Annotated in this window: 22 protein-coding genes; 3 read left to right on the top strand and 19 right to left on the bottom strand. The window is 38.7% G+C overall.

Annotated features, from left to right (window positions below; genetic code table 11):
- Window positions 1-48: 48 nt before the first annotated feature.
- The 7 genes from GMJ66_RS03540 to GMJ66_RS03510 all read right to left on the bottom strand — a co-directional run bounded on the left by GMJ66_RS03540 (window position 49) and on the right by GMJ66_RS03510 (window position 7,628).
- Complete coding sequence (locus GMJ66_RS03540; protein ID WP_156288953.1) at window positions 49-1,353, bottom strand: pyrimidine-nucleoside phosphorylase; 1,305 nt, start codon at window positions 1,351-1,353, stop codon at window positions 49-51.
- Between the two features lie 782 nt (window positions 1,354-2,135).
- Entirely contained in the window at window positions 2,136-2,369 is a 234-nt protein-coding gene (locus tag GMJ66_RS03535) for an indolepyruvate ferredoxin oxidoreductase subunit alpha (RefSeq protein ID WP_156288952.1), read from the bottom strand.
- 152 nt (window positions 2,370-2,521) lie between these two features.
- Window positions 2,522-3,526 carry an amidohydrolase family protein gene (locus GMJ66_RS03530; RefSeq protein ID WP_156288951.1) on the bottom strand — a complete coding sequence of 335 codons (1,005 nt, stop codon included), beginning with the start codon at window positions 3,524-3,526 and terminating at the stop codon, window positions 2,522-2,524.
- Between the two features lie 161 nt (window positions 3,527-3,687).
- Window positions 3,688-4,698, bottom strand: coding sequence for a VOC family protein (locus GMJ66_RS03525; protein ID WP_197046590.1), 1,011 nt, complete (start codon window positions 4,696-4,698; stop codon window positions 3,688-3,690).
- Window positions 4,699-4,784: 86 nt separating this feature from the next.
- The gene (locus GMJ66_RS03520) at window positions 4,785-5,825 is read right to left on the bottom strand and encodes an NAD(P)/FAD-dependent oxidoreductase (protein ID WP_156288949.1); all 1,041 of its coding nucleotides are present in this window, start codon (window positions 5,823-5,825) and stop codon (window positions 4,785-4,787) included.
- A gap of 31 nt (window positions 5,826-5,856) precedes the next feature.
- Window positions 5,857-6,345 carry an aromatic-ring-hydroxylating dioxygenase subunit beta gene (locus GMJ66_RS03515; protein ID WP_156288948.1) on the bottom strand — a complete coding sequence of 163 codons (489 nt, stop codon included), beginning with the start codon at window positions 6,343-6,345 and terminating at the stop codon, window positions 5,857-5,859.
- Window positions 6,342-7,628 carry an aromatic ring-hydroxylating oxygenase subunit alpha gene (locus GMJ66_RS03510; RefSeq protein ID WP_156288947.1) on the bottom strand — a complete coding sequence of 429 codons (1,287 nt, stop codon included), beginning with the start codon at window positions 7,626-7,628 and terminating at the stop codon, window positions 6,342-6,344. Before GMJ66_RS03510 ends, GMJ66_RS03515 begins: the two co-directional genes overlap by 4 nt.
- A 439-nt stretch (window positions 7,629-8,067) precedes the next feature.
- Here GMJ66_RS03510 and GMJ66_RS03505 point away from each other — a divergent pair, with 439 nt between their 5' ends.
- A complete protein-coding gene (locus GMJ66_RS03505) occupies window positions 8,068-8,949 on the top strand; it encodes a LysR family transcriptional regulator (RefSeq protein WP_156288946.1) in 882 nt (293 codons plus the stop codon).
- 459 nt (window positions 8,950-9,408) lie between these two features.
- Here GMJ66_RS03505 and GMJ66_RS03500 read toward each other — a convergent pair whose 3' ends face one another.
- Entirely contained in the window at window positions 9,409-9,639 is a 231-nt protein-coding gene (locus GMJ66_RS03500; protein ID WP_156288945.1) for a hypothetical protein, read from the bottom strand.
- A gap of 430 nt (window positions 9,640-10,069) precedes the next feature.
- Between GMJ66_RS03500 and GMJ66_RS03495 the strand changes: the two genes are divergently transcribed.
- A complete protein-coding gene (locus GMJ66_RS03495) occupies window positions 10,070-10,969 on the top strand; it encodes a DUF1002 domain-containing protein (RefSeq protein WP_231514800.1) in 900 nt (299 codons plus the stop codon).
- 213 nt (window positions 10,970-11,182) lie between these two features.
- Window positions 11,183-12,034 (top strand): glycerophosphodiester phosphodiesterase, encoded by an 852-nt coding sequence (locus GMJ66_RS03490; protein WP_156289008.1) that lies wholly within the window; start codon window positions 11,183-11,185, stop codon window positions 12,032-12,034.
- Window positions 12,035-12,159: 125 nt separating this feature from the next.
- Here GMJ66_RS03490 and GMJ66_RS03485 read toward each other — a convergent pair whose 3' ends face one another.
- The 11 genes from GMJ66_RS03485 to GMJ66_RS03435 all read right to left on the bottom strand — a co-directional run bounded on the left by GMJ66_RS03485 (window position 12,160) and on the right by GMJ66_RS03435 (window position 22,087).
- On the bottom strand, window positions 12,160-12,711 hold the full coding sequence (locus GMJ66_RS03485) for a 5' nucleotidase, NT5C type (protein WP_156288944.1): 552 nt from the start codon (window positions 12,709-12,711) through the stop codon (window positions 12,160-12,162).
- Between the two features lie 165 nt (window positions 12,712-12,876).
- Window positions 12,877-13,740: a phosphate/phosphonate ABC transporter permease gene (locus tag GMJ66_RS03480; protein ID WP_156288943.1), complete on the bottom strand. Its 864-nt coding sequence runs from the start codon at window positions 13,738-13,740 to the stop codon at window positions 12,877-12,879.
- Window positions 13,740-14,525, bottom strand: coding sequence for a phosphonate ABC transporter, permease protein PhnE (gene phnE, locus GMJ66_RS03475; protein WP_156288942.1), 786 nt, complete (start codon window positions 14,523-14,525; stop codon window positions 13,740-13,742). Before phnE ends, GMJ66_RS03480 begins: the two co-directional genes overlap by 1 nt.
- A 13-nt stretch (window positions 14,526-14,538) precedes the next feature.
- Window positions 14,539-15,303, bottom strand: a complete 765-nt coding sequence (gene phnC, locus GMJ66_RS03470; RefSeq protein WP_156288941.1) for a phosphonate ABC transporter ATP-binding protein — start codon at window positions 15,301-15,303, stop codon at window positions 14,539-14,541.
- An 81-nt stretch (window positions 15,304-15,384) separates the two neighbouring features.
- On the bottom strand, window positions 15,385-16,410 hold the full coding sequence (locus tag GMJ66_RS03465; protein WP_156288940.1) for a PhnD/SsuA/transferrin family substrate-binding protein: 1,026 nt from the start codon (window positions 16,408-16,410) through the stop codon (window positions 15,385-15,387).
- Window positions 16,411-16,541: 131 nt separating this feature from the next.
- Window positions 16,542-17,357 carry a PHP domain-containing protein gene (locus GMJ66_RS03460; RefSeq protein WP_156288939.1) on the bottom strand — a complete coding sequence of 272 codons (816 nt, stop codon included), beginning with the start codon at window positions 17,355-17,357 and terminating at the stop codon, window positions 16,542-16,544.
- Complete coding sequence (gene phnL / locus GMJ66_RS03455) at window positions 17,347-18,069, bottom strand: phosphonate C-P lyase system protein PhnL (protein ID WP_156288938.1); 723 nt, start codon at window positions 18,067-18,069, stop codon at window positions 17,347-17,349. Before phnL ends, GMJ66_RS03460 begins: the two co-directional genes overlap by 11 nt.
- An 18-nt stretch (window positions 18,070-18,087) precedes the next feature.
- Window positions 18,088-19,269 (bottom strand): phosphonate metabolism protein PhnM, encoded by a 1,182-nt coding sequence (gene phnM / locus GMJ66_RS03450; RefSeq protein ID WP_156288937.1) that lies wholly within the window; start codon window positions 19,267-19,269, stop codon window positions 18,088-18,090.
- Window positions 19,270-19,283: 14 nt separating this feature from the next.
- Complete coding sequence (locus tag GMJ66_RS03445) at window positions 19,284-20,123, bottom strand: ATP-binding cassette domain-containing protein (protein ID WP_156288936.1); 840 nt, start codon at window positions 20,121-20,123, stop codon at window positions 19,284-19,286.
- Complete coding sequence (locus GMJ66_RS03440; protein ID WP_156288935.1) at window positions 20,116-20,982, bottom strand: alpha-D-ribose 1-methylphosphonate 5-phosphate C-P-lyase PhnJ; 867 nt, start codon at window positions 20,980-20,982, stop codon at window positions 20,116-20,118. Before GMJ66_RS03440 ends, GMJ66_RS03445 begins: the two co-directional genes overlap by 8 nt.
- A complete protein-coding gene (locus GMJ66_RS03435) occupies window positions 20,972-22,087 on the bottom strand; it encodes a carbon-phosphorus lyase complex subunit PhnI (protein WP_156288934.1) in 1,116 nt (371 codons plus the stop codon). The genes GMJ66_RS03440 and GMJ66_RS03435 overlap by 11 nt, the downstream gene beginning before the upstream one ends.
- Between the last annotated feature and the right edge of the window lie 4 nt (window positions 22,088-22,091).

Raw genomic sequence — 22,091 nt, 5'->3', positions numbered from 1 at the left:
TAGACGGCCATCCTTTTACCCTAGAAACAAAAGGGGAATGTCATCCCTCTATTCATAGATTACATCATATATTAGCGGACGTTTTTCCACTTTCTTTTCTGAAATAGTGTAGGAATGACTAATTTTATCTACTACCTCATCTACATCTTCCCGATTACTATGAATGGTAACAAGGGAATCTCCTTTACTTACTTGATCACCAATCTTTTTGTTGAGAACTAACCCAACAGCTAAATCAATTTCGGATTCTTTCGTTAAGCGTCCAGCACCTAAAAGACTTGCTGCAATTCCAATTTCATCCGCTATTATTTCAGCAACAACGCCATCTTCTTTTGCTTCGACTTCAAACGTATAAGAAGCGGTCGGCAACCTTGATGAATCATCCACAACAGAAGCATCGCCACCTTGAGCAGCAAGGAACGTTTTAAATGTCTCAATTGCACTTCCTGAACGTATTGCTTCCTCCAATTTTTCTCTCGCTTCTTCAATCGTTTCGGCTTGTTTGCCGAGATAAACCATCCTGCTTCCTAATGTTAGGCAAAGTTCTTCAAGATCTGCTGGGCCATATCCTTTTAGTGTATCAATTGCTTCTTTTACTTCAAGGGCGTTCCCAACCGCAAAGCCTAATGGCTGATTCATATCCGAAATCACCGCTATGGTTTCACGTCCTGCACCATTTCCGATTTGAACCATGGCATGAGCTAATTCTTTGGCACCTTCCAAATCCTTCATAAATGCACCGGATCCTGTTTTGACATCAAGTACAATGGCATCTGCACCGGATGCAATTTTCTTGCTCATAATCGAACTTGCAATAAGCGGAATCGAATCGACCGTTGCCGTCACATCGCGTAATCCATATAATTTTTTATCAGCTGGTGTTAAGTTCCCACTTTGTCCGACAACAGCTATTTTATTTTTATTTACTAAATTATTAAACGTTTTGCCATCCAATTCTACATTGAATCCCTCTACCGATTCCAGTTTGTCAATCGTACCGCCTGTATGCCCAAGTCCCCGCCCGGACATCTTGGCAACTGGTACACCAACAGATGCTACAAGTGGAGCTAAAATCAATGTTGTCGTGTCCCCTACTCCCCCTGTACTATGTTTATCCACTTTAATTCCAGCAATATCAGACAAGTCCACTTGATCCCCGGATTCGACCATCGTTTTAGTTAAATGAACTCTTTCTTCCGTGGTCATGTCATTGAAATAAATGGCCATAGCAAAAGCAGACATCTGATAATCTGGTATTTCACCACGTGTATAACCCTCGATGGCAAAGGATATTTCTTCTTTGGTTAGTTCCAATCCATCTCGTTTTTTCTCAATAATATCAACCATTCTCATCGCATATCATCATCCTTTTTCCCAATATATGCATGTTGTCTTTTCAACAACGGATTAAGAAAGTATAGAATTTCTTATCTGCATAAGTGCAACGAAGGCATTAACCTAAAATCTGGGCGAACACCAATTTTTCTGACACTCATTAATACTATTTCCATTATAACTGTAATTATAATTATTGGACGTCCAACAACTAAAAGTTATAAAAATCCCAACTATATTGCTCTTTCATTATAAAGTTAGACGTCCAACAAATCAATTACTTTCATGAACGTGATACGGAAAGAACAAAGGCGCAAGCGCCCGTTTACGACGTACGGACTGCGCCTAGTCATGCCAGGTGGTTCGGTGTTGCCGCGCAAAACGGCGGTTTTAAACGAACAGTCCCCGTAAGAGATTAGATGATCTTGATTTTTACGAATGTAAAAATCTTAGTGAATCTTATGCTTGAAGAGCGAAAAGGAAACATGCCCCTTCATAGGGGTATGCCGACGCCCGAGCGCTAGTCCGCTTTTAGTCGGCCTTCCTTGAAACCTGAGTCGATGTTGACTTTCACCACAAGGGTATAAGTGCGACTAAGCCTCTGGTTTCACCAATCGGCAAGTCTTCTTTATCGTACGGAGGTGAGGGAAGTCCGCTAGTCGCTGGGCGATGGAGCTAGAGATCAAGCGCAAATATCTACTTTCTTATCATTATAAAAAAACCTACCCAATGTTTTTTTGGATAGGTTCTCTTATTAATTACTATTCATTAATACCTGACAATATTATTATTGCACGTACTTACCCAAAAAAAGCTTCTGCCTTTTCCAGATATTCTTCCTGTTCAGGTGATAAGTCATGTTCATCTACAATTGCATTAACTGGACATGCTGCCACACATGCACCACAGTCAATACATATATTGGGATCAATATAATATTGGTCTGTTCCTTCTTCAATACAATCAACCGGGCAAATCTGAGTACATTCGGCTGCCTTTTCATTTCTGCATGGATCTAAAATAACAAATGCCAAAGTTATCCTCTCCTTTTGTTTTCTGTAGGTTCTTATCGTCGTGAGATCTCCTCCTCGATTCACCACTAATAGTTATCTGAACCTCTCATGACTAAAGTCACGAGTGTTCTCGGCTATTTCATAAATAGGAAGCGAAAGAATCCTCCCAAGTTTCAATCAAGATTCAAAAATCTTAATGCATTCAGTCCATGTATTTTTGCTTTTTCATACTCATTTAATGTAGATAGCTGATCAACGACTTTGCCAGATGGTACTTCACGTAATAAAAATGGATAGTCTGATCCGGCAATAATCTGATCCACGCCAAAACGATTGATCATAAACTGTAAATTATTCTCATCGTAAACGAGCGAATCATAATAAAGCATCTTTGCATAATGACTAGGTGGCTTTTTTGTTTTCCTTATATGCGGCCAAACATTCCACCCTTTATCCATTCTTGGAAGCAGGTATGGTAGAGCACCTCCACCATGTGCAAAACAAATTCGTAAATTAGGATATCGATCCAACATACCACTCATAATAATACTTCCAGCAGCAAGCGCTGTCTCAGAAGGCATTCCAACCATATACATGAAATTATGACGTGGCATTCTTTCTCCTCCCAATGTTGCCCACGGGTGAACAAACAATGGAACTCCCCTTTTACTTGCTGCCTGAAAGAAGCGCTCTAAAGATGAATCATCCAAGTTCTTTCCGTTCACATTACTTCCGATTTCCAGTCCAACTAACCCCAGTTCATTTACAGCTCTGTCCATTTCCTGAATCGCTAGTTCCACATCCTGCAATGGAACTGTGCCTAGTCCGATAAACTTTTCCGGATTTTCTTTTGCAACGGATGCAATAAAATCATTTTGAAACCTTGCCATCTCTAACCCCTGCTCAGGGTCGGACCAATAACTGAAGGTAACAGGAATTGGTGAAAGAACTTGAATATCGATTCCCTCTTTTTCCATATCGTTTATTCGTTCTTCCGCATCCCAGGCTTGGTTCGTAATATCCCTGAAGTTCTTGCCTTTTATCATAATTTTCGCACCACAGTCACACGTTTTTTCCAAGACCGGCCAGCGATCATCACTGTATTTCTCTGCTAAATTCAAAAAGTCCTCTGAGATAATATGCGTATGAAAATCAATTTTTAAGGTCGGTTGCTCCATGGTAACTCTCCTAGTATTTATAGTTTCCTGTTTTCATAAGGTTTGTTGCCTCCCTGCTGTTGATATGGTTAGTGCGTAAGAAACAACAATCCCTTTAGAAAACAGCCTATTGCTTAAACTTATTTACAGGAAACATAGACAAGACAGTCTATCTTTCTCTATTATTCTCCTATTTTAGTTCCATACGTAAAATAAGTTTCTGGTGGTGTGCTACCCCACATTTCCAAACCTAGCTGCCCAACTTCTGAGGACCATTTAATTGGTTCCCAGTCAGGTGAAAAGATTAAGAATCCTCCCGTCCAGATTTCCACTCGATGTCCAGAAGGTTCAAACACATAGATAAATTGCGCACCACTTGTTCCATGTTTACCAGGGCCCCACTCAATTTTAATATCATTTTCTGCCATAATGTTGGCTGCACGAATCAATTCATCACCAGAATCCAAGTAATATGCTAAATGATGAAATTTCGCACCATCCTGATTAGAGTTCCTCATCAATGCCATTTCATGGGCAATATTCGTCCGGCTTAACCAGGAACCTAAACGTACTTCCTCTTTATTTTGAATATAATAACGATGATGAATGCCAAGTAAATCCGTCCACCATTGCTGCTCCTTTTGCACATCATCCACTAATAAATTGACATGATCAAAGCGACGTGGAGAGACACCTCTCATCATATATTTGCTCGGATGACTCGGTAATTTGGACTCTAGACGTGGATCATCCGTCAAGAATTTTTCCTTTTCCCAGTATAGCTCTACTGGGATTCCTGAAGGAGATTTAAAATGAAGTGCATCACCTAATGCTTTCTTTTGTCCACCTTCTACCCATTTGAAATCGATGTTCATTTCTTTTAGTTGTTTTTCAAATAATTTAAGAGATTCTTCCGAGTTAACACGCCAGCCCATAACATTTACTTTTGATGTATTGGAGGCTTGGAGAACCAATGTATGATGATCATAATCCTGCCATGCCCGTAGATAAGCACGGTCCCCATCGATTTCTGTTAATACAAGACCTAACACTTCTGTAAAAAAGTCCAATGATTTTTCAAAATTTGTTACACTAATTTCTACATGTCCGATATGAGCAACGGTGCGTAAATACTTTTCTAGCCTTTCCTGTGCTGTTTCTTTACTAATAATTTCTTCCGTAACTTTTGACATTTTCATTACCTCCTGATTTTTTGGTTGATTCATCCGAGAAAAAATAGCCTTCCTTTCCCGGATAAGAACGTTCACAGAAATGATTTTTAATGTGTGAATGCTCCCTTTTTCTTTTTCTTTTTCTTCTTCTTTTCTTCCCGGCTCATAATCGATGTACTATGAGCGGAATGCAAGGATTCATTTGGATCAATGTAAACCTTTGCATTACTGACTGCAATCGGTGCCTCACCAAAGCCAGTCGCCATTAATTTAACCTTCCCTTGATACGTAGAGATATCTCCAACTGCATAAATCCCTGGAATATTTGTTTCCGCTTTAGAATTTACTAGAATCGAGTTATTTTCAATCGCCAATTTCCAATTATTAATTGGACCTAAGTTAGAAACAAAACCATAGTTCACTAGATACTCATCAGCAGCTAAATCCAAAAATTCACTGCCCCGTGTTTGCTTCAGTTTTATGGATTCAATTCTCGACTCACCATTGATTTCAGCAGGTACAAACGGTGTAACGATTTCCACAGAAGATTCCTTCAAAAGATTCACACTATGCTCATGTGCTCGAAATCGGTCTCTGCGATGAACAATGGTTACTTTAGATGCTAACCCCTCCAGCATTAAAGCCCAGTCTACTGCTGAGTCACCACCACCAAAAACAACGACTTCTTTATTGGCAAAATCATTGATATTTTCTATACGATAGTGAAGATTCTTTCCTTCAAATTGTTCTTCATTTGCCAAATTCATTGTTCTCGGCTTAAATGCTCCATTACCTGCAGTAATAATAATCGTTTTTGAGTAATGAACCTGCTTACTAGTTGTTATTCGAAAAATCTCATCTTCCTTAGTTACTTCTTTTACTTCTTCATCCAAGCATATTTCATTTTCAAATTGTTCCATTTGGTCCATTAGTCGATCCACTAATTGACCGGCTTTAATCTTAGGAAATCCAGCTACATCATACACATATTTATCCGGATACAATGCAGTAAGCTGACCACCTAATTGTGGTAAACTTTCAATAACCTTTACGGATGCTTGACGCATTCCTGCATAAAAAGCCGTAAATAAGCCTACAGGACCACCGCCAATAATGGTCATATCATACACTTTATCACCGTTAATCATCTACACACCACCTTCCATGATGACATTACTATTATAGAATTAGACTGATTTTGCCCTGAGGTCGTAAACTGTCTAAATGTAAAATGACTTTCTTACTTTTAATGGCAAGCTCGTTACCTTGCTGTACAATTTCATACTCAAGCTTTCCAATAAACATATCGACCACTTCCCGTTTGGTCCGATGTGTTGTAAAATTGCACTCCACGTTAATCACTTCAGAATTAATGTTATCCACTAAAATGTTGTGATAGTTTCTTAGTGTCGTAGAATGTGGGTATTCTACATGTGCTTCTTTCTTTAAGAGCCTTTCCGCCCGTTCTTGTAGACGTTGTCGGTTATCATGCACATAGAAAAGGGATTCAGTAGCCGTTGCATCCGGCTCACCGATTGGAGGTACCGTATATGTTCCATCGTCTGTGAACAGTGCAGCCCATTCCTTTAATTTCCATTCATCCAACAATTTCGCTTCTTTATATAGAAAATCAACAACATCCTGACGCGTTACAGCAGTTACCGTCATTGATGGGCAACCTCCTTTTCTCTATTAAAGGATTCCTGTAATATCTTATTGTACTGTCTCCAGAAGCTCCGCATTTGCAGCTCATCTGTTGCTAATGCATTTTCTTCCCCTCTTACCATGCCTTTGGAAATGTCATTCCACTCTACTTCTGTGTTATTCGTATAGGCTTCCTGGCATAATTCCAGTGCTTCATTATCATCAGGTGTTGCAAAACCGCCTGGCCCTAAAAACTCCAGGAAGTTATTATTTCTTGCCATCCGATGTTCCTTATCTTCACCTATAGGTGCTAAGGCATATCCGGAAACTTCCATATATCCTGGGGATGTTGGATAAAACGTCCTTGCTGTAACTGCCATAATATCATTTATAACTAAATTCGGAAAAATGATAATATTCCTGTTGTAGTTGGCTATCCGATCAGCACGTTCCTCACCAAAGCGCTCCTTTAATTTTTCTTTCATTTTTTCCATGTCCCGTTTTAAATCCTCGCTCCAGATTGGTGTCCACTGAGCAACTGGTCTTCCCCATGGTGCAACATATTCCATTACCGCATGCCCATTGCCTAAATCGATGCCTCTTCCTTCTAATTGAATGCGCTTAATCCCCGGATCCTGTGACTGCTTAATATCAAAATAGGTTTTGTGTGTAGGCATGCCATGATACAGGTCCACACTATTCTCTGCCAATAACTTCCAATTTGCCCTTACACTATATTGCTGAACCCCACCTAACACTTCGAGACCAGATTCAGATTGGTCAACTACAAGATCAATATATTCTTTCGCATTTCCTAAATACTCATCCAGGGAAATGGCGTTATCGTCAAAGTTAACAAATACAAAGCCACGATAGCTTTCCAGTCTATTAACCGCTTTCATATCTTTCGTACCGTCTGCATTAAAATCTTCAGGGAACCCATCTTTTCCCGGCATACCTGCTAACTTTCCGTCATTCGTAAAACTCCACGCATGATAGAAACAGCGGAAAGCCCGTGAATTCCCTTCGTTTTCCCGGCATACAAGGGCACCGCGATGTGGGCATGTATTGTAAAGTGCCCTTATTTCTCCATCCTGGCTGTGTACAAATAATAGATTGCGTCCTCCTACTTTTTTCCGCTTATAATCACCAACATTAGGAATTTCTGTTTCATGACCGATAAATAACCAGCATTTATTAAAAATTTCCGCTCGTTCTCTTGCTAGTATTTCTCTATCGGAAAATACGCTTCGATGAACAAGAAACTCATGCTTTTCCATATTGTCTTTAACTAATTGACGACTCATTAAATACCCTCCATTTCTAACTTTACTTTTCTTCTGGTAACTTAGAGCATTTTATTATTCCATTGACACTAAAAAGCTTCTAAACAAATTACGTAAACACTTACATTTTTGACAGGAAGAATCACTCCTTTATTAACCTTTTTATTAGAAAAATTGATTTGCCAGTGGTTCTTGCTTACTTTTTATTATATTAGACTGACAATTCAGAAACCAATTGATTATTTTTTGATTTTGTAAGCAATTCCAAAAATAATTTTATACTCATTATTCCAAATATAACTTATAATATAATTTTTCTGTCATTTCATTTGACAATTTTATATCTTTTTAAATAGACTTAACTTATACCCATTTACCAATAAATTCACTATAATTTGTAACCGTTTTCTTTAAGGGGCTAGCATGGATTATAGAATAAGCGGGGCAGGAGGAACTAATTATGAATGAGGACCAATTACAGACTTTTCTTACGGTTGCCGAATATAAAAGCTATTCCAAAGCAGCAGTTGTTCTAAATGTTACACAACCAACGATTACTTCACGAATAAAAGCATTAGAAGATATTTTGCAATGTAATCTATTTAAAAGAGTTGGACATGAAATCTTTTTAACAAAAGAAGGTAATATGTTTATTGAATATGCAAAAAATATATTAATCTATATGAGGCATTCCAAAGAAATTGCAAACATGGTAAAAGACCCAAACATCAAAGTTGGGTTCTCTCCTGGTTACTCCTATTCTTTTATTGTCGAGCTTCTAAAAACAATTAAATCAATTGGGGAAATAGATATTCAAGTGCTGGAAGGATATGATTCTGTCAGTTTGAATGAAATGATTTTGGCCGGGGAAGTGGATTTGGTTTTTACAAGAGATGTTCTTTCCAATAATCAGGATATCCTATCCGAATATTTATTTGATAATAATCTTGTTATTGTTTTGCCCCGCACGCATCCATTATGTCAAAAATCCCATCTTCAATTGGAAGATTTAAATGGTGAAACGATTATTAGCTATAGAAGAAAATCTGCACTTTGGAAATTGATTGATCAAAAACTCATCCGTGTAGCTAATGCCATCCGTATTGATGTGGATAACAATGAAATGCTTATGCAAGCAGTTTCCAATGGGATTGGAATTGGAATCATTCCTGAATTAGGGTTGGACAACAGGTATAAATCATACATAGAAGCTCGGAGTATAGAAGAAGTTTATAACATCCCGAATAAGGTCTATGTTCAATACCGGAAAAGTTCACAAATTAAAGATTTCGCAAAAAAAATCATCTACGCTATCATTAACCATAAATATACCGCTGTATGAAGTCTGGGGACAGTTTTAATGCTAGACCGGACTCATTCGGGAACCTTGGACCTCTTTACATATTTTACCAAAACAACCTTTAGGTTTTTTTGAGATTTTCTACTTTTATCATCTTCTTACATTTGTACAGTTTTGCGAAGAACGCAACTTTACTGAATCAACTTACAACAAAACAAACTCAAATGTATTCGTTTTTCTTACTAGTAACGGTAAAAATTAAACTACGAAGAACCCTATTCCAAACTAAAGTTTTATCCTTTTCTGGTGTACATACTGCCACCTTCGTTCATCGTCCAGTGAATAAATAAAGTGAACCTTCAATCAGTGGAGTTTCCCCCCCACTGATTGTTAGTACCACAAGGAGAGACCAGCAGGCCTCTGAACGAATCAGGAGTTTACTGGCTACCCGTCCCCCACTTATAATTCTTGATGTATCTCGAATTCTTCTCATTAAGGGTCTTACAGCCAGTTAATCACGTGATAAATGATCCCTTGGATACTTCCATCAGCAGGAGCCACTACTTCCCCAGTCACCTCCATTACAATCACTTCCTTCTGATAGGAATTCTGATTTCCCCCCTCGAACACTTCCTCGTTGTCTTGGCTAGTATTAACATACAGCAAAAAACCTATTATCATTCCTAGTAGAAACATAGTTCCCAGCAAACTAAGATAGGTTGACTTTTTCAAATAAATCACCTCAAAACCCTATTAAATTTATTCATAGCTTGGACATGTTTTAAACTATTTAGTCGTTTTAACATTTTGTAAAAATGAATGATAATACTATTTTTAGTTCTATTTTTTTCGTTCATTCGCGTATATTAATTCATAAGTAAAATTAATAATCTATTAGAAAAAAACATTAGCTCGCCTTTTAGGGAATGAATTCCTTATTCTTAGGAGGTTAAAAGGACGTTAAAATTGTAACTACGTCCAAACGCTTGACTAAAATTTTATACTTTACCTAATGCGTAAACAGATATAGGAGTTGATTTATGAATAGTAGTAAATAGAAATTATTGCGTATATAAATTTTCCATTTTTGAAAGAAAAATATATAATGAATGTGGTACGATTACTTTAAGACATGTTTTAAAGAAGGAAGGGTGTTTTTACATTGAAAAAAACAGCTCATAAGATTGGAATCGTGTTATTTTCTGTTACCATGCTGCTATTTATGTTATCACCAGTAATTAGCGCTGATGCTGTCCCAGGTGATGTGATTGTAACTCTTGGCGAGGACTTAACCGAAGAACAGAAACAAACTGTTTTAGAAGATATGGGTATTGAAAATGAGAATAATGTACAAATTGTATATGTAACAAACGAAGAAGAACATCAATATTTGGGTGATTATATCCCTGCAGCACAAATTGGAAGCAGAGCAATCTCCTCTGCAAGAATTACCTTCGGGGAAGCAGATACTGGTTTAGCTGTTGAAACGAATAATATCAACTATATTACAGAGGAAATGTATATCAATCCTTTAGCTACTGCTGGAGTAACCGATGCAGAAATTTATGTTACTGCACCATTTACGGTATCCGGTACAGGAGCATTAACAGGGATTTTTAAAGCTTATGAGGTTTCTACAGGCGAAACAATCGATGAGGATATGAAGCAAGCTGCCAACGAAGAAATGGTAGTTACAGCTGAACTATCTGAAGATGAAAATATTGGTGAAGATAAAGCGGTAGAACTAATGAACCTAATCAAGACGGAAATGGCAGAACAAAATCCGCAAACAGAGGAAGAAATTCGGGCTATGATTCAGCGATTAGCTGAAGAATTAGGGATTTCCCTGACGGATGCACAATTGGATCAATTGGTTTCCCTATTCAATAAGTTAAAGGGATTAAATATTGATTGGGATAAAGTAAATCAAACGATTGATACAGCAAAAGATAAAGTTGCTGAATTTGCACAAAGTGAAGAAGGACAAAACATAATCAATTCCTTTATGGGATTCCTACAATCCATTTGGGATTTCCTTGTTTCATTCTTCGCAAAAGAATAGTGTTTTAAAAGATCTAGCTCAAAACAAAGCTAGATCTTTTTTTGTTCCCTTCAGGTGCCTGTCACTTCCCGAAATTTGTCGAACGGTAATACTTTGGATGCGGGACAATTCTCGCATTTTTCCTTATAGATATTTAATAGTCTATTAATACGTACTTCACATCTACTTTTTATAATAGAGTTAATAAAAATATAAGGAGTGATTTTTATGAAAATGAAACGTCTCTTTTCTTTTATGGCGGCTGGTACCATAGCAATGACGATGTTTACTCCCCCCGCCTTCGCAGCAGAGAACAGCACCATTTCAAAGCAAGAGCAGCAGAAAATGATTAATGTTGCCCATCGCGGTGCAAGTGGGCATGCACCGGAAAACACGATGGCTGCTTTCCAAAAGGGCTTTGAAATGAAGGCAGACTATATTGAAATTGATGTTCAAATGACAGAGGATGGAGAACTGATAATTATTCATGATACAACGGTAGACCGTACAACGAATGGAACAGGACAAGTAAGTGATTTTACATTAGAGGAAATTAGACAATTGGATGCTGGAAGCTGGTTTAGTGAAGAATATGCTGGTGAAAAGATTCCTACCTTTGAAGAAGTACTAGATGCTTTTCGTGGTAAAGCTGGTATTTTAATAGAGCTTAAAGCACCGGAACTATACCCTGGAATGGAAGAGAAAGTTGCCGAAGCTTTAAAGGAACGTAATATGGATCAAACGAATAATGGTAAAATTATCATCCAATCCTTTAACCATGAATCTATGAAAAAATCAAAAGAACTATTGCCGCAAATTCCTCATGGTGTATTAGCTGGTGTAACATGGGCCGATGTTACGGACGAGCAACTAGCAGAGTTCGCAACATATGCTGATTATTTCAATCCGAACATGAACATTGTAACAGAGGAACTTGTCGACCGTGTGCATGAAGTAGATATGGAAATCTATCCATACACGTCTAGATCCCAAGAAGAAGCAAACCGTTTATTTGCGATGAATGTAGATGGAATTATTACAGACTATACCGAACATGTCTATTACCATCCAGTGAAGAATAACTAATCTCTAAGCTTACTAATTTCTGATTACATTTTTTGATGACATGGTAATTGATAGAGGGGCCAATCAGGCACCCTCTTTTTTTATATAGCTCCATCTTTCGACAAAAACCGGGAAGTGACAGGTACCTAAACGGATATTCTTAGGCTGTTGAAGTATTCCAGTACTTCCTTCCAGTTATCCACCTGGACATGATTGGTTTGCAGATTTTCATTGAAGATTGTCTTAAATAATATACCCTCACCAGTAAAAGCATCCAGTTGCTTTACTGTATCATCAATTAGATAATCAGCATTTACCACTTTCTTATTACCACAAAAAATAAAATAGCTGCTGTTCAGGAATGGAAAATGCTCCTTTAGCCAATTATATTTGTCTATAAAAGAATTTGGCACTTCCATCGCCGCGGTCGCAATGTAAATATCATAATGCTCAGAAAGCTCTTTAACTACAGGAATTGCAGAATCTATGACTTCCAAATCACGAAAAAAACCAGGTGCATTAATTGCTTTCCTTAACTCTACAACCTGTTCCTCATTTAATAAATTCCAAAACTTATTCCCTCTCACATCCTCTTTATCTATAGATAAGTTAAATAAGTCATTAGCTGTTTTCAGTATTTTTTTAAAGGTATCAGCAAGAACTTCATCCATATCAATAGCTATACTTTTTCTTTCCATCTAAACCCTCTCCAATCATTATTCTTATTCCTCATTCTATAGGTTCCTATTTTAAATTTCTAGCTTTCTATTATCTCTATCATTTTTTATATGTTCCTAAGCAGACAAAAACCCCTTAAAGATAAATTTAAGGGATTTTTTCTTCTAAGGCAATTCATTAACTATTTAAGCCTTGACTGAGGAAGGAAAATAACGATTCTTCAATCTGGTTGAAATAACCTCTAAAACGATAGCAATAATCAATATGGCATACGTAATAAAACCAACTTCCCTTAAGTCAAAATAAAAACCAGATGCCATAAATAATTCAAATCCGATACCACCCGCTCCAGCTGCTGCCCCCATGGCAACCGCTACAGAGAAGTTAATTTCAAATCGCAGGAACGTCCAGGATAATAAATATGTAAATGTAGATGGTAAGACACCATGCACCACAATATGCCACCAGCTGGATCCCGTTGCCCGCAATGCTTCAATAATACCAGGATTCACTTCTTCAATTGCTTCCGAGAAGGCCTTTACTAAATACGCAACAGAGTGGAACAGCATTCCAAGTACCGCCGCTTCACTACCAAGGCCAGCAGCAATCGCGAAAATAAGAACCCAAAGCACAGTTGGTACTGCACGGATAAACGCAACTATGATACGTATAGTTTTGGAGAGCCAAGGCTTGGATAAATTTTCTGCTGCCATCAATGATAGAAATAAAGCTATAATCGCACCAAAAACCGTTGCTAAAACACCTAATCCAAGCGTAATCCCAACCTGATAGAACGCTTCTCCCCAGCCAAAGTGACTTAATCCGGGTTCCAGAAACATCACTCTTAAATTATGTGCTGTCTCTGTAATCGCACGTTCCAGCTGAAGACCCGTGTAATCAAAGAAGAAAAATGATATTACTGTCAAAACAGTCAGCACCCAAATGGTCCATTTCACAGCCGAATCGATTTTGTTTCCGGACTTAATATTAATTTGACCATTTCTTTTCCTTTTCATAAGAGCCTGATTCATTGCTTGACTTGTTTCCATTATAAAATCACCTTCCGTATTTTATTAGATATCAATTCAATGACAATGACGGCGATAACAATGGTAAATGTAATCAATGCAACAACATTATAGTTCATGCTCTTATAATACAAATCAAACATGTATCCAATACCGGTACCCGTTAAAATACCAACCAATGTGGCACTACGGATATTCGTCTCAATCATAAACAAAATCCAACTGAGCATTTGAGGGAGACTTTGTGGAATAACGGCTTTACTGACAATATGAAAATAAGTGGCACCTGTCGCTGTAAGTGCCTCGACCGAACTTTGGTTTGCTTCATCAATCGATTCAATAAACGCTCTTGTTAAAAAGCCGAGTGTAGCAACAAACAATGCCAAAAATCCGGTTACCGAATTTTGCCCAAATGAAATGAGGAGAATTAACGACCATGCTACAACCGGAATATTCCTCGAAAAGGATGCTATAAATCTAGCAAGCATGCTGAATATATTGTTCACTTTCGTCGTTTTGGAACCTAATAAGGCAAGAAAAAGTGATACAACTGCAGCCAATGTCGTGGCAGCAATCGACATGAAAATAGTTTCACCAAGTTTTTCCATAATGGCCGGCATCTTTGCCATAGATTCCTGGGTTACCATTAGATTGGTAAACATCCATCCAATCGCCGCTGGGATGGTTGCTATACTATCAATGAAGTTAAAATCTGTTATCGCTGTCGATAAGTAGGTTATGAAAATAATAATAAGTAGAAATATCGTTGTCTGCCATTTGTTCTTGTGTATCTTCTTCTCGTTCATGCTACCTGTCCCCTTAAACCGTGATTAATTCTCTCGTTTCTATTCCATAGATATTCTCAATCTGATCTTCATACAGCAATTTGCTTGGACCATCAAAAACAATCTCCCCTTTTTTCAAGCCAATGATTCGATCTGCATATTCTTTTGCAACATCAACCTGATGGAGATTCACCAGACAAGTAATTCCCATTTCTGTACTAATCTGTTTCAAATAATCCATAATCACCTTAGAAGAATTTGGATCAAGGGATGCAATCGGTTCGTCACAAAGGATGAGTTTCGGCTCCTGAATTAATGCACGGCATATACCGACACGCTGTTGCTGTCCACCACTTAATTGATCACATCGCTTGTATGCATGTTCTGCAATCCCAAGCTTGTCAAGTAAGAAAAACGCCCGTTCTTTCTCTTCCTCCGTAAACCTTGCAAATACACCTTGCAAAGTAGATTTATAGCCAAACCGCCCATGAAGTACATTTTCAATGACAGTTAAACGAGGAACAAGATTATAATGCTGGAAAATCATCCCAATATTGGTTCGCAGTTTGCGTAATTCTTTTTTCCTCATTTCACCTACATCCAAGTCATCAAAAATAACTTTACCCTCACTGATCTCAACCATTCGATTAATACATCTCAGTAAGGTTGATTTCCCGGCACCAGATGGACCGATAATAGATAGAAACTCTCCTGCCTCCACTTCAAAGTTAACGTCCCTTAACACCTTTGTTTCCCCATCGTACAGCTTTCCTAGTCCTTCAACTTTTAATAATGGCATAGAACGAAACTCCTTTTTCATAGTTTTAGAAATATAGAGTATGCAATGGTTATGCATACTCCATATCGCTTATCATTTATTTTAGTTTTGAGAAAGTTCACGAATCGGATTAAACCATTCATCTTCTACAGGGACAAATCTTTCCTGTTCTGATTTAGAGAACAAACCGGTTGCATCAGAATCTTTCGGTACAAAAATTTCCTCGTTATTTGCTACCTCATCTGACGCAAACACTTCTTGAATCTTGTCATAATCCTCTTGACCCAATACATCCATATTTGCAACAAATGGTGCATTCAATACTGGTGTTACACTCATTAACATGAATTCACTTCCAGTAACTGTGTTGAATGGTTCTGCAGCATCATCTTTAACACGGTAAACCGCACCTATCGTATTTTCTTCACCCTCAGCAACCTCTACATAGTTATCCACACACGTATCACAAAATGCTGCAATATCCGCATTACCATTTAATAGATTAACTGCAGAACCTTGGTGAGAACCACCAAATAATACTTGTGAAAACAGTGGACCACCTTCCATTAAATCTTCCTCTGTTAGATCCATATCAGAGAAATGTCCAAGAATAGTAGATGATGGTACAACAAATCCAGATGTAGAGCTGTTGGATACAAACGAAAAGCTTTTTCCTTCAATGGTATCAAGTGAAAACTCCCCATCTACTTTGAAATCATCCTGATCGTCAACATTTACCGCCAACCAGCTATGATACATGGCATCATCTAACGTACCTGAAGGCCCAGTTGGTACAGCTATAGGCAGAATGGAGTCATTCTGTTCATTTGCTTCGATATATCCTTGGGCACCCATGAATGCAAGGTCTGCATTGTTATTCACTATAGTTTCAATTGCGATGGCATAATCTGTCGTTAAATGATGTTCTACTTCTTTGCCAGTTGCCTCAGCTATCTCGCTACCAATGGCATCCCGAGCCCCTTTTAAATCATTTCCGGATTCATTCGGATACCAAACAATATCAATGACATCATCCACTTCTGCTTCTCCGGCACTTCCAGTTGAACAAGCTGCCAACATTGCGGTAAAGGTAAACAATAAAATTAATAGAGTCCATTTCTTCTGCATTACCAATTCCCCCTCCATACTTTTCATTTTTTAAATTTGTCCTGAAAAAATTGATTTCAAGGCTAGTCTCATTAAATCATAATCCTAATGGAAAGTGCGGGAATTTACCATCTTTTCACACATAATTAAGATTATTTACATTTTTTCAACAAAAAATTTATAGGACTGCAAATTTTTCCGATTTTAATAGACGCTCCAAAAATCCCGTGATAATCCGTACCACCTGTCATCACCAAATTATACCTCTTTGCTAACGTATCTACTCGCTGATGATCGAGATCCGTATGATCGGAATGGTACTTCTCTATTCCGCCTAAACCTTTCTCCACCAGTTCTGGTATAAGATCATAGGAATCCAACTGACCGGGATGGGCAACTACGGCTAGTCCTCCATCAGTTACGATCGCCTCCACCACTTCAAAAACATCAGCATATTCAATATCGCCTGACGCAACACCATTATTTTTAAAAAGCTTCCGATATAGTTCTCTATATTCCACAGAATCATGACCGGCATTTGTCAAATGATGCATAATATGCTGTTTGTAAATCGTTCGGCCAGGTCTCGCGGCTTCCATAATTGCCTGTTCATCCAAACGATAGCCTAAGTTGTTGATTTGTTTAATCTGCCAAAGAGAATGTTTCTGCCTTTTTTCAAGAATCGGCTGACAAACCGCTTTAATATGTACAGCTTCCGGCCGATAACTATAACCAAGAACATGAACTTTTCTCTTTCTTTTAAAATCATAGGCAGAGATTTCAATGCCCGGAATGATGGAAATACCGTACTTTTTCCCAAGATTAACAGCTGCCTCTAAACCATCAACCGTGTCATGGTCTACGATACTAAGGTGTGTTAAACCATTCACTTTTGCCTTCCTCAAAATTTCCTGAATCGAATCTGCCCCATCGGAATAGTGACTATGTACATGCAAATCAGCTTTCATCCGCACTACCGCCCGCTATGACTGCCAGCTGTTTGGAATGCATATCAAAGACCTGATCACAAAGATTCTCCATAAATTCGATATCATGAAAAATTCCAACTAAAGTCGTCCCACTGTCCTTCAGCTTTTCAATGACTTGCCGGACCTTTATTTTTGATTGATTATCCAAACTGGCTGTTGGTTCATCAAGCAACAGTAACCTTGGCTTTTTCACTGTGGCCATCGCAATATTCAAGCGTAATCTCTCTCCACCAGAAAATGTATTCGGAAACGTATCCCATAGTTCCCTGTCCAACTCAAAATGGGTTAGTGCTTTTTCAGCCTCTAACTTTGCAACTGCAGCTGATTCCCCCATTTCCAGTAATTCCTTTTCAACTAACTGCCTGCTTGTTGTCCTTGGCATCACATTTAAAAACTGGGAAACATAGCCTATTTCGTGTTTACGTAAATATATCATTTGCCTCTCCGTTGCTTGTGTGACATCAATTCTTCCAAAACGCTCGGAATCAAAGAAAATATTTCCTTGATCTGGCAAATACGTACGATAAATACTTTTTAAAATGGTCGATTTCCCGCTTCCGCTTTTGCCAACAATCCCAATGAATTGTCCCTTTTCCACTTGAAAATGAATGTGGTGAACGGCTTGCCTTGTTATACCTAAATGGTAATTAGTGAACGTTTTTCCCAAGTTTACGACTTCAAGCATGGACATCGATAAACCCCTCCTTTATTATTTCGTCCGGTAATTGGTTGTCGTCATCACCGCACCATTTACCATGGTTGTCGTTAGCATCGGGTAGCCGTCATCCATTCGCTCAATAATTAAGATGTCCGCTTTTTTCCCCGGCTTAATCGAACCCAATTCATGGTCTAAACGAACCGCTTTTGCCGGATTTAATGTCACCATCATAAACATGCCATGCAGATCATTGCCATATTTCTCATGTAATTCAAAAATAGCATGCAATAGTGCTGCAGGATAATAATCACTGCATAAAATGTCCGCACATTGACAGCTAATTGCTGCAGCAGCCGATAAATTCCCGGAATGTGACCCACCAAGCAATACGTTCGGTGCGCCAACAATCGTATGTAAGCCTAATTCTCTGGCCTTTTTAGCAACTTCTAACGTAATCGGAAATTCACTGATTGTTGTTCCAAAGGACTTTACAAGCTCTAATCTTTTTACATTATCATCATCATGGGATGCTACCGCAATTCCATGATCAATTGCGAAGGTTGCTACTTCCGATATTTTTTCCATCGTCATTTGCTCCCTACTTTTTCGCTCGGCGATGATGACGTTCACTTCCTCATCTGTCAAATTACGATAACCTTTTAATGTGTCGCGAAACACCTCCAAATCACGGTACTGCCCTTGTCCTGGGGTATGATCCATGAAGGACAAAAGATGGATTTTATCATTTTTAATATTTTCGATAAGACTATCCACCTGATCAATATTGTCCAGTTCAAACCTTGCATGGAGTCGATGACGAATTAAGTGCATACGGTGATGTGTTCGATTAATTGCGTCCACCAACCGCTGCACATTTTTCGGGTAGCGCATCGGCTTATGGGTAACAACATCCTCGCGGTAAAAAGACAGGGAATGAAAGATTGTTGTAATCCCGTGACTGATGAGAATCTTCTCCGCTTCCCTTAGACTGATATCCATATCCATCATACTAGTAGGTCTTGGAGAAACAATGGATTCAATATAATCGGAATGTATATCGATAAACCCTGGTGATATATAGCCACCTTTGGCATCAATGAGGTTAGCATCACGCTTAAGATAAATATCACTTTCAGGGATAATCTCCTGTATTGTCTCTCCTTCCACAACTACTGCATAACCTTCCAATATTTTCTCTTCTGTTACAATTTTCCCATTATGAATAATAAACAAAGCTAACGAGCCTCCTATAGCAATGAATAGACTAATTGCTGCGTATATGCATGTGCTGGATCTTCTAAAATTTGATCTGTCAACCCCTGTTCAATAATCTTGCCATTCAGCATTACAATTGTCCGATCAGCAAGCATTCGAATGACGGCTAAATCATGGGAAACCACCAACATGCTGATGCCTAGTTCCCGCTGGATATTTTTAATTAAATCCAGTACATCTGCCTGAACGGACAGATCAAGCCCAGTCGTTACTTCATCTAAAAATAAAACAGGGGGATTATTGGATAATGCCTTGGCTATTTGTACACGCTGCTGCATTCCTCCCGAGAAATGCTGTGGCTCCTCCTTCATTCGATATATTGGAATATGTACTTTCTCAAGAAGGCTTTTACCAATCGCCTCCATTTCCCCTACATTCCGGTTTCCTGCTGCAATTAATTTTTCTGCGATATTCCCAATCGAAGAAAAATTCATTTTCAATCCATGAACAGGGTTTTGATACACCATTCCGTATTTATGATTGCGGATATATCGCTTTCTCTGTGCGGATAGTGCAAACAGATTTTTCCCCTTTAACTCCTTGTCATCGATATATGCTTCACCAGAAGTTACGTCAGAATCAAAATATAGGCATTTCATCAGGCTGGATTTCCCGCTCCCACTTTCCCCAACAACCCCTAAAATTTCTCCGGAATACAATTCCAAAGAAATGTCCTGACAAGCATATATCGTTCCACAATTTGGACAGTAATTTTTTGTTAGCCCCCTGTTTTCAAGCTGAGTGCACTTGCTACAACCGGATCCAAATTGTTTATTCAAATGCTGAACGCTCAACAATGGTTGTTCATGCATCAACACTCCCCACCTCTTCCTTCTGATTCGAATTCAGTCTTTCCATACAATAGCTTGTATCATTGCATTGATAAATGGTCTCACCGGAATGTTCATCGATTAATTCATCAAGAAACACATCGTCTGCTCCACATAAATAACAATGCTTGTTTGTAAAATCTTCCTTGGCAAATGGGTAATCCTCAAAAGCCAAGGATGTGACATCGGTAAATGGTGGGATCGCATAAATTTTCTTTTCGCGACCGGCTCCCAGTAAGATGAGTGCTTCAGATTGATTCATTTTTGGATTGTCGAAACGCGGTATTGGACTTGGTGCCATCACATAACGATCATTCACATAGACAGGGTGGTCTGCATCTGTGGATGTTTTTCCGTACTTCATAATTTGTTCAAACAACATCAGCCAAGCTCCACTGTATTCCTGTTCCGCATGCAGCATTTTTGTCTTATATTCCTTCGCTTCATATACTCTTAATGGCTCTGGCATCGGTACCTGGAGCACGAGTATCTGCTTATATGTTAAAGGAACCTCAGGAATTCGGTGTCGTGATTGGATCAAGGATGCATCCGCCGTTTGCTCTGTTATTTCCACGCCTGTTGTGGACTGTACAAGTTTTTTAATACTTACGGCATTCACCGATTCATCGGCCCCCTGGTCAATGACCTTCAACACATCCTCTTTCCCGATAAGTGATAGGGTAATTTGCAGTCCGCCAGTTCCCCAGCCACGGGCAATCGGCATTTCCCTGGATGCAAATGGTACTTGATAACCGGGAATAGCAACTGCTTTTAAGATGGTACGGCGAATCTCCTTTTTCGACCCTTCATCTAAAAATGCAAAATGCGGTTTAGTTTTCATCTTTTTCAACCTCCTGTTTCACACCACGGACACTGTCAAGCTTTGATTGAAATGTAACATAGTGGGGTAGCTTTAAATGGGAAATAAAACCAGTTGATTCCACAGAATCAATATGTAAGAGGACAAATTCCTCATCATGAGTAGGATACGGAGCCTCCGGATGATCCAGGCATTGATCCAGAATGCTCATTGCAATTGCTTTTGTTTCGTTTTGTCCAAAGCAAATTCCATATCCAATTTCAAACTCCAGTTCCTTTTTATTTCGGTTATTTTGTTTCATAACCGGAACAAAGGATTCTACTTCGGTCAGCTTTACCTCGCCAATATAGTAGTCATCTTCATACTCACTTTCTTCTTCCGTTGGCGGTGAAACATAAATAGGCAAGTTTCCGACACGGACTTCCCCTACTGTTGGATGTACTTGCCCATAACCTCTTAGGGAGGCATATCCAAGCGAAGTAACGGCACCAGTCTGTCCGCGGGTCAGGACTTGCAATCGCTCACTTCGCGAAGCAGGAAATTGCAGACTTTTTTTCGTAATATCATCAGGTGGTGTATTTTCTAAAGGATTGGTTTCAAACAAACCTTCTTCTCTGAGATAATCTACTACCTTTGGAAAATAAATGACCTCTTCCTGAGGATTGGAACAGTTTACTTCCTGCTCATATTCGCTCAGCCATTGCTCTATATCTGATTTCGTTTCCTCTATTAACTGAAAATCCAAAAGACGGTGCGTATAGTCATAAGTTGCTCCTAAGAGTTGTCCACCAGGGATATCTTTAAAACTTGCAGAAATGCGACGTTCAACAAACATATTTTCTGTTTCCATTGTTTGACTGTAATAAAGTCTTGGCAATGTAGATCGATGGGCACGGAGTAAAAATACTGCTTCCTCCATACTTCCTTCCGCCTGTTTAATCGCAAGGGCCGCAAGATACGGATCGTATAAACTGGCCTCTGACATCACTTGATCAACCATACCACGCATTGTAGCTAATATCGTTTCTACATGGATAGAATCCTGTCCCTTAAGCCGTTCATATTTTAAGCGCTTGATCGAGGCCTCAATTGCTTTTGTCCCACCTTTTACAGCGACATACCCCATTCCT

The organism is Oceanobacillus salinisoli (assembly GCF_009733865.1).
Taxonomy (GTDB): Bacteria; Bacillota; Bacilli; order Bacillales; family Amphibacillaceae; genus Oceanobacillus; species Oceanobacillus salinisoli.
This window is presented reverse-complemented; position numbering and strand designations above follow the sequence as displayed.

Excerpts from the sequence above, each read along its gene's own strand:
- GMJ66_RS03460 (WP_156288939.1), bottom strand. The coding sequence starts at position 17,357 with ATGAAAGCTGATTTGCATGTACATAGTCACTATTCCGATGGGGCAGAT.
- phnE (WP_156288942.1), bottom strand. The coding sequence starts at position 14,525 with ATGAACGAGAAGAAGATACACAAGAACAAATGGCAGACAACGATATTT.
- phnC (WP_156288941.1), bottom strand. The coding sequence starts at position 15,303 with ATGCCATTATTAAAAGTTGAAGGACTAGGAAAGCTGTACGATGGGGAA.
- GMJ66_RS03490 (WP_156289008.1), top strand. The coding sequence starts at position 11,183 with ATGAAACGTCTCTTTTCTTTTATGGCGGCTGGTACCATAGCAATGACG.
- GMJ66_RS03540 (WP_156288953.1), bottom strand. The coding sequence starts at position 1,353 with ATGAGAATGGTTGATATTATTGAGAAAAAACGAGATGGATTGGAACTA.
- GMJ66_RS03485 (WP_156288944.1), bottom strand. The coding sequence starts at position 12,711 with ATGGAAAGAAAAAGTATAGCTATTGATATGGATGAAGTTCTTGCTGAT.
- GMJ66_RS03440 (WP_156288935.1), bottom strand. The coding sequence starts at position 20,982 with ATGAAAACTAAACCGCATTTTGCATTTTTAGATGAAGGGTCGAAAAAG.
- GMJ66_RS03445 (WP_156288936.1), bottom strand. The coding sequence starts at position 20,123 with ATGCATGAACAACCATTGTTGAGCGTTCAGCATTTGAATAAACAATTT.
- GMJ66_RS03435 (WP_156288934.1), bottom strand. The coding sequence starts at position 22,087 with ATGGGGTATGTCGCTGTAAAAGGTGGGACAAAAGCAATTGAGGCCTCG.
- phnL (WP_156288938.1), bottom strand. The coding sequence starts at position 18,069 with ATGTCCATGCTTGAAGTCGTAAACTTGGGAAAAACGTTCACTAATTAC.
- GMJ66_RS03510 (WP_156288947.1), bottom strand. The coding sequence starts at position 7,628 with ATGAGTCGTCAATTAGTTAAAGACAATATGGAAAAGCATGAGTTTCTT.
- GMJ66_RS03505 (WP_156288946.1), top strand. The coding sequence starts at position 8,068 with ATGAATGAGGACCAATTACAGACTTTTCTTACGGTTGCCGAATATAAA.
- GMJ66_RS03480 (WP_156288943.1), bottom strand. The coding sequence starts at position 13,740 with ATGGAAACAAGTCAAGCAATGAATCAGGCTCTTATGAAAAGGAAAAGA.
- GMJ66_RS03515 (WP_156288948.1), bottom strand. The coding sequence starts at position 6,345 with ATGACGGTAACTGCTGTAACGCGTCAGGATGTTGTTGATTTTCTATAT.
- GMJ66_RS03520 (WP_156288949.1), bottom strand. The coding sequence starts at position 5,825 with ATGATTAACGGTGATAAAGTGTATGATATGACCATTATTGGCGGTGGT.
- GMJ66_RS03525 (WP_197046590.1), bottom strand. The coding sequence starts at position 4,698 with ATGTCAAAAGTTACGGAAGAAATTATTAGTAAAGAAACAGCACAGGAA.
- GMJ66_RS03465 (WP_156288940.1), bottom strand. The coding sequence starts at position 16,410 with ATGCAGAAGAAATGGACTCTATTAATTTTATTGTTTACCTTTACCGCA.
- GMJ66_RS03530 (WP_156288951.1), bottom strand. The coding sequence starts at position 3,526 with ATGGAGCAACCGACCTTAAAAATTGATTTTCATACGCATATTATCTCA.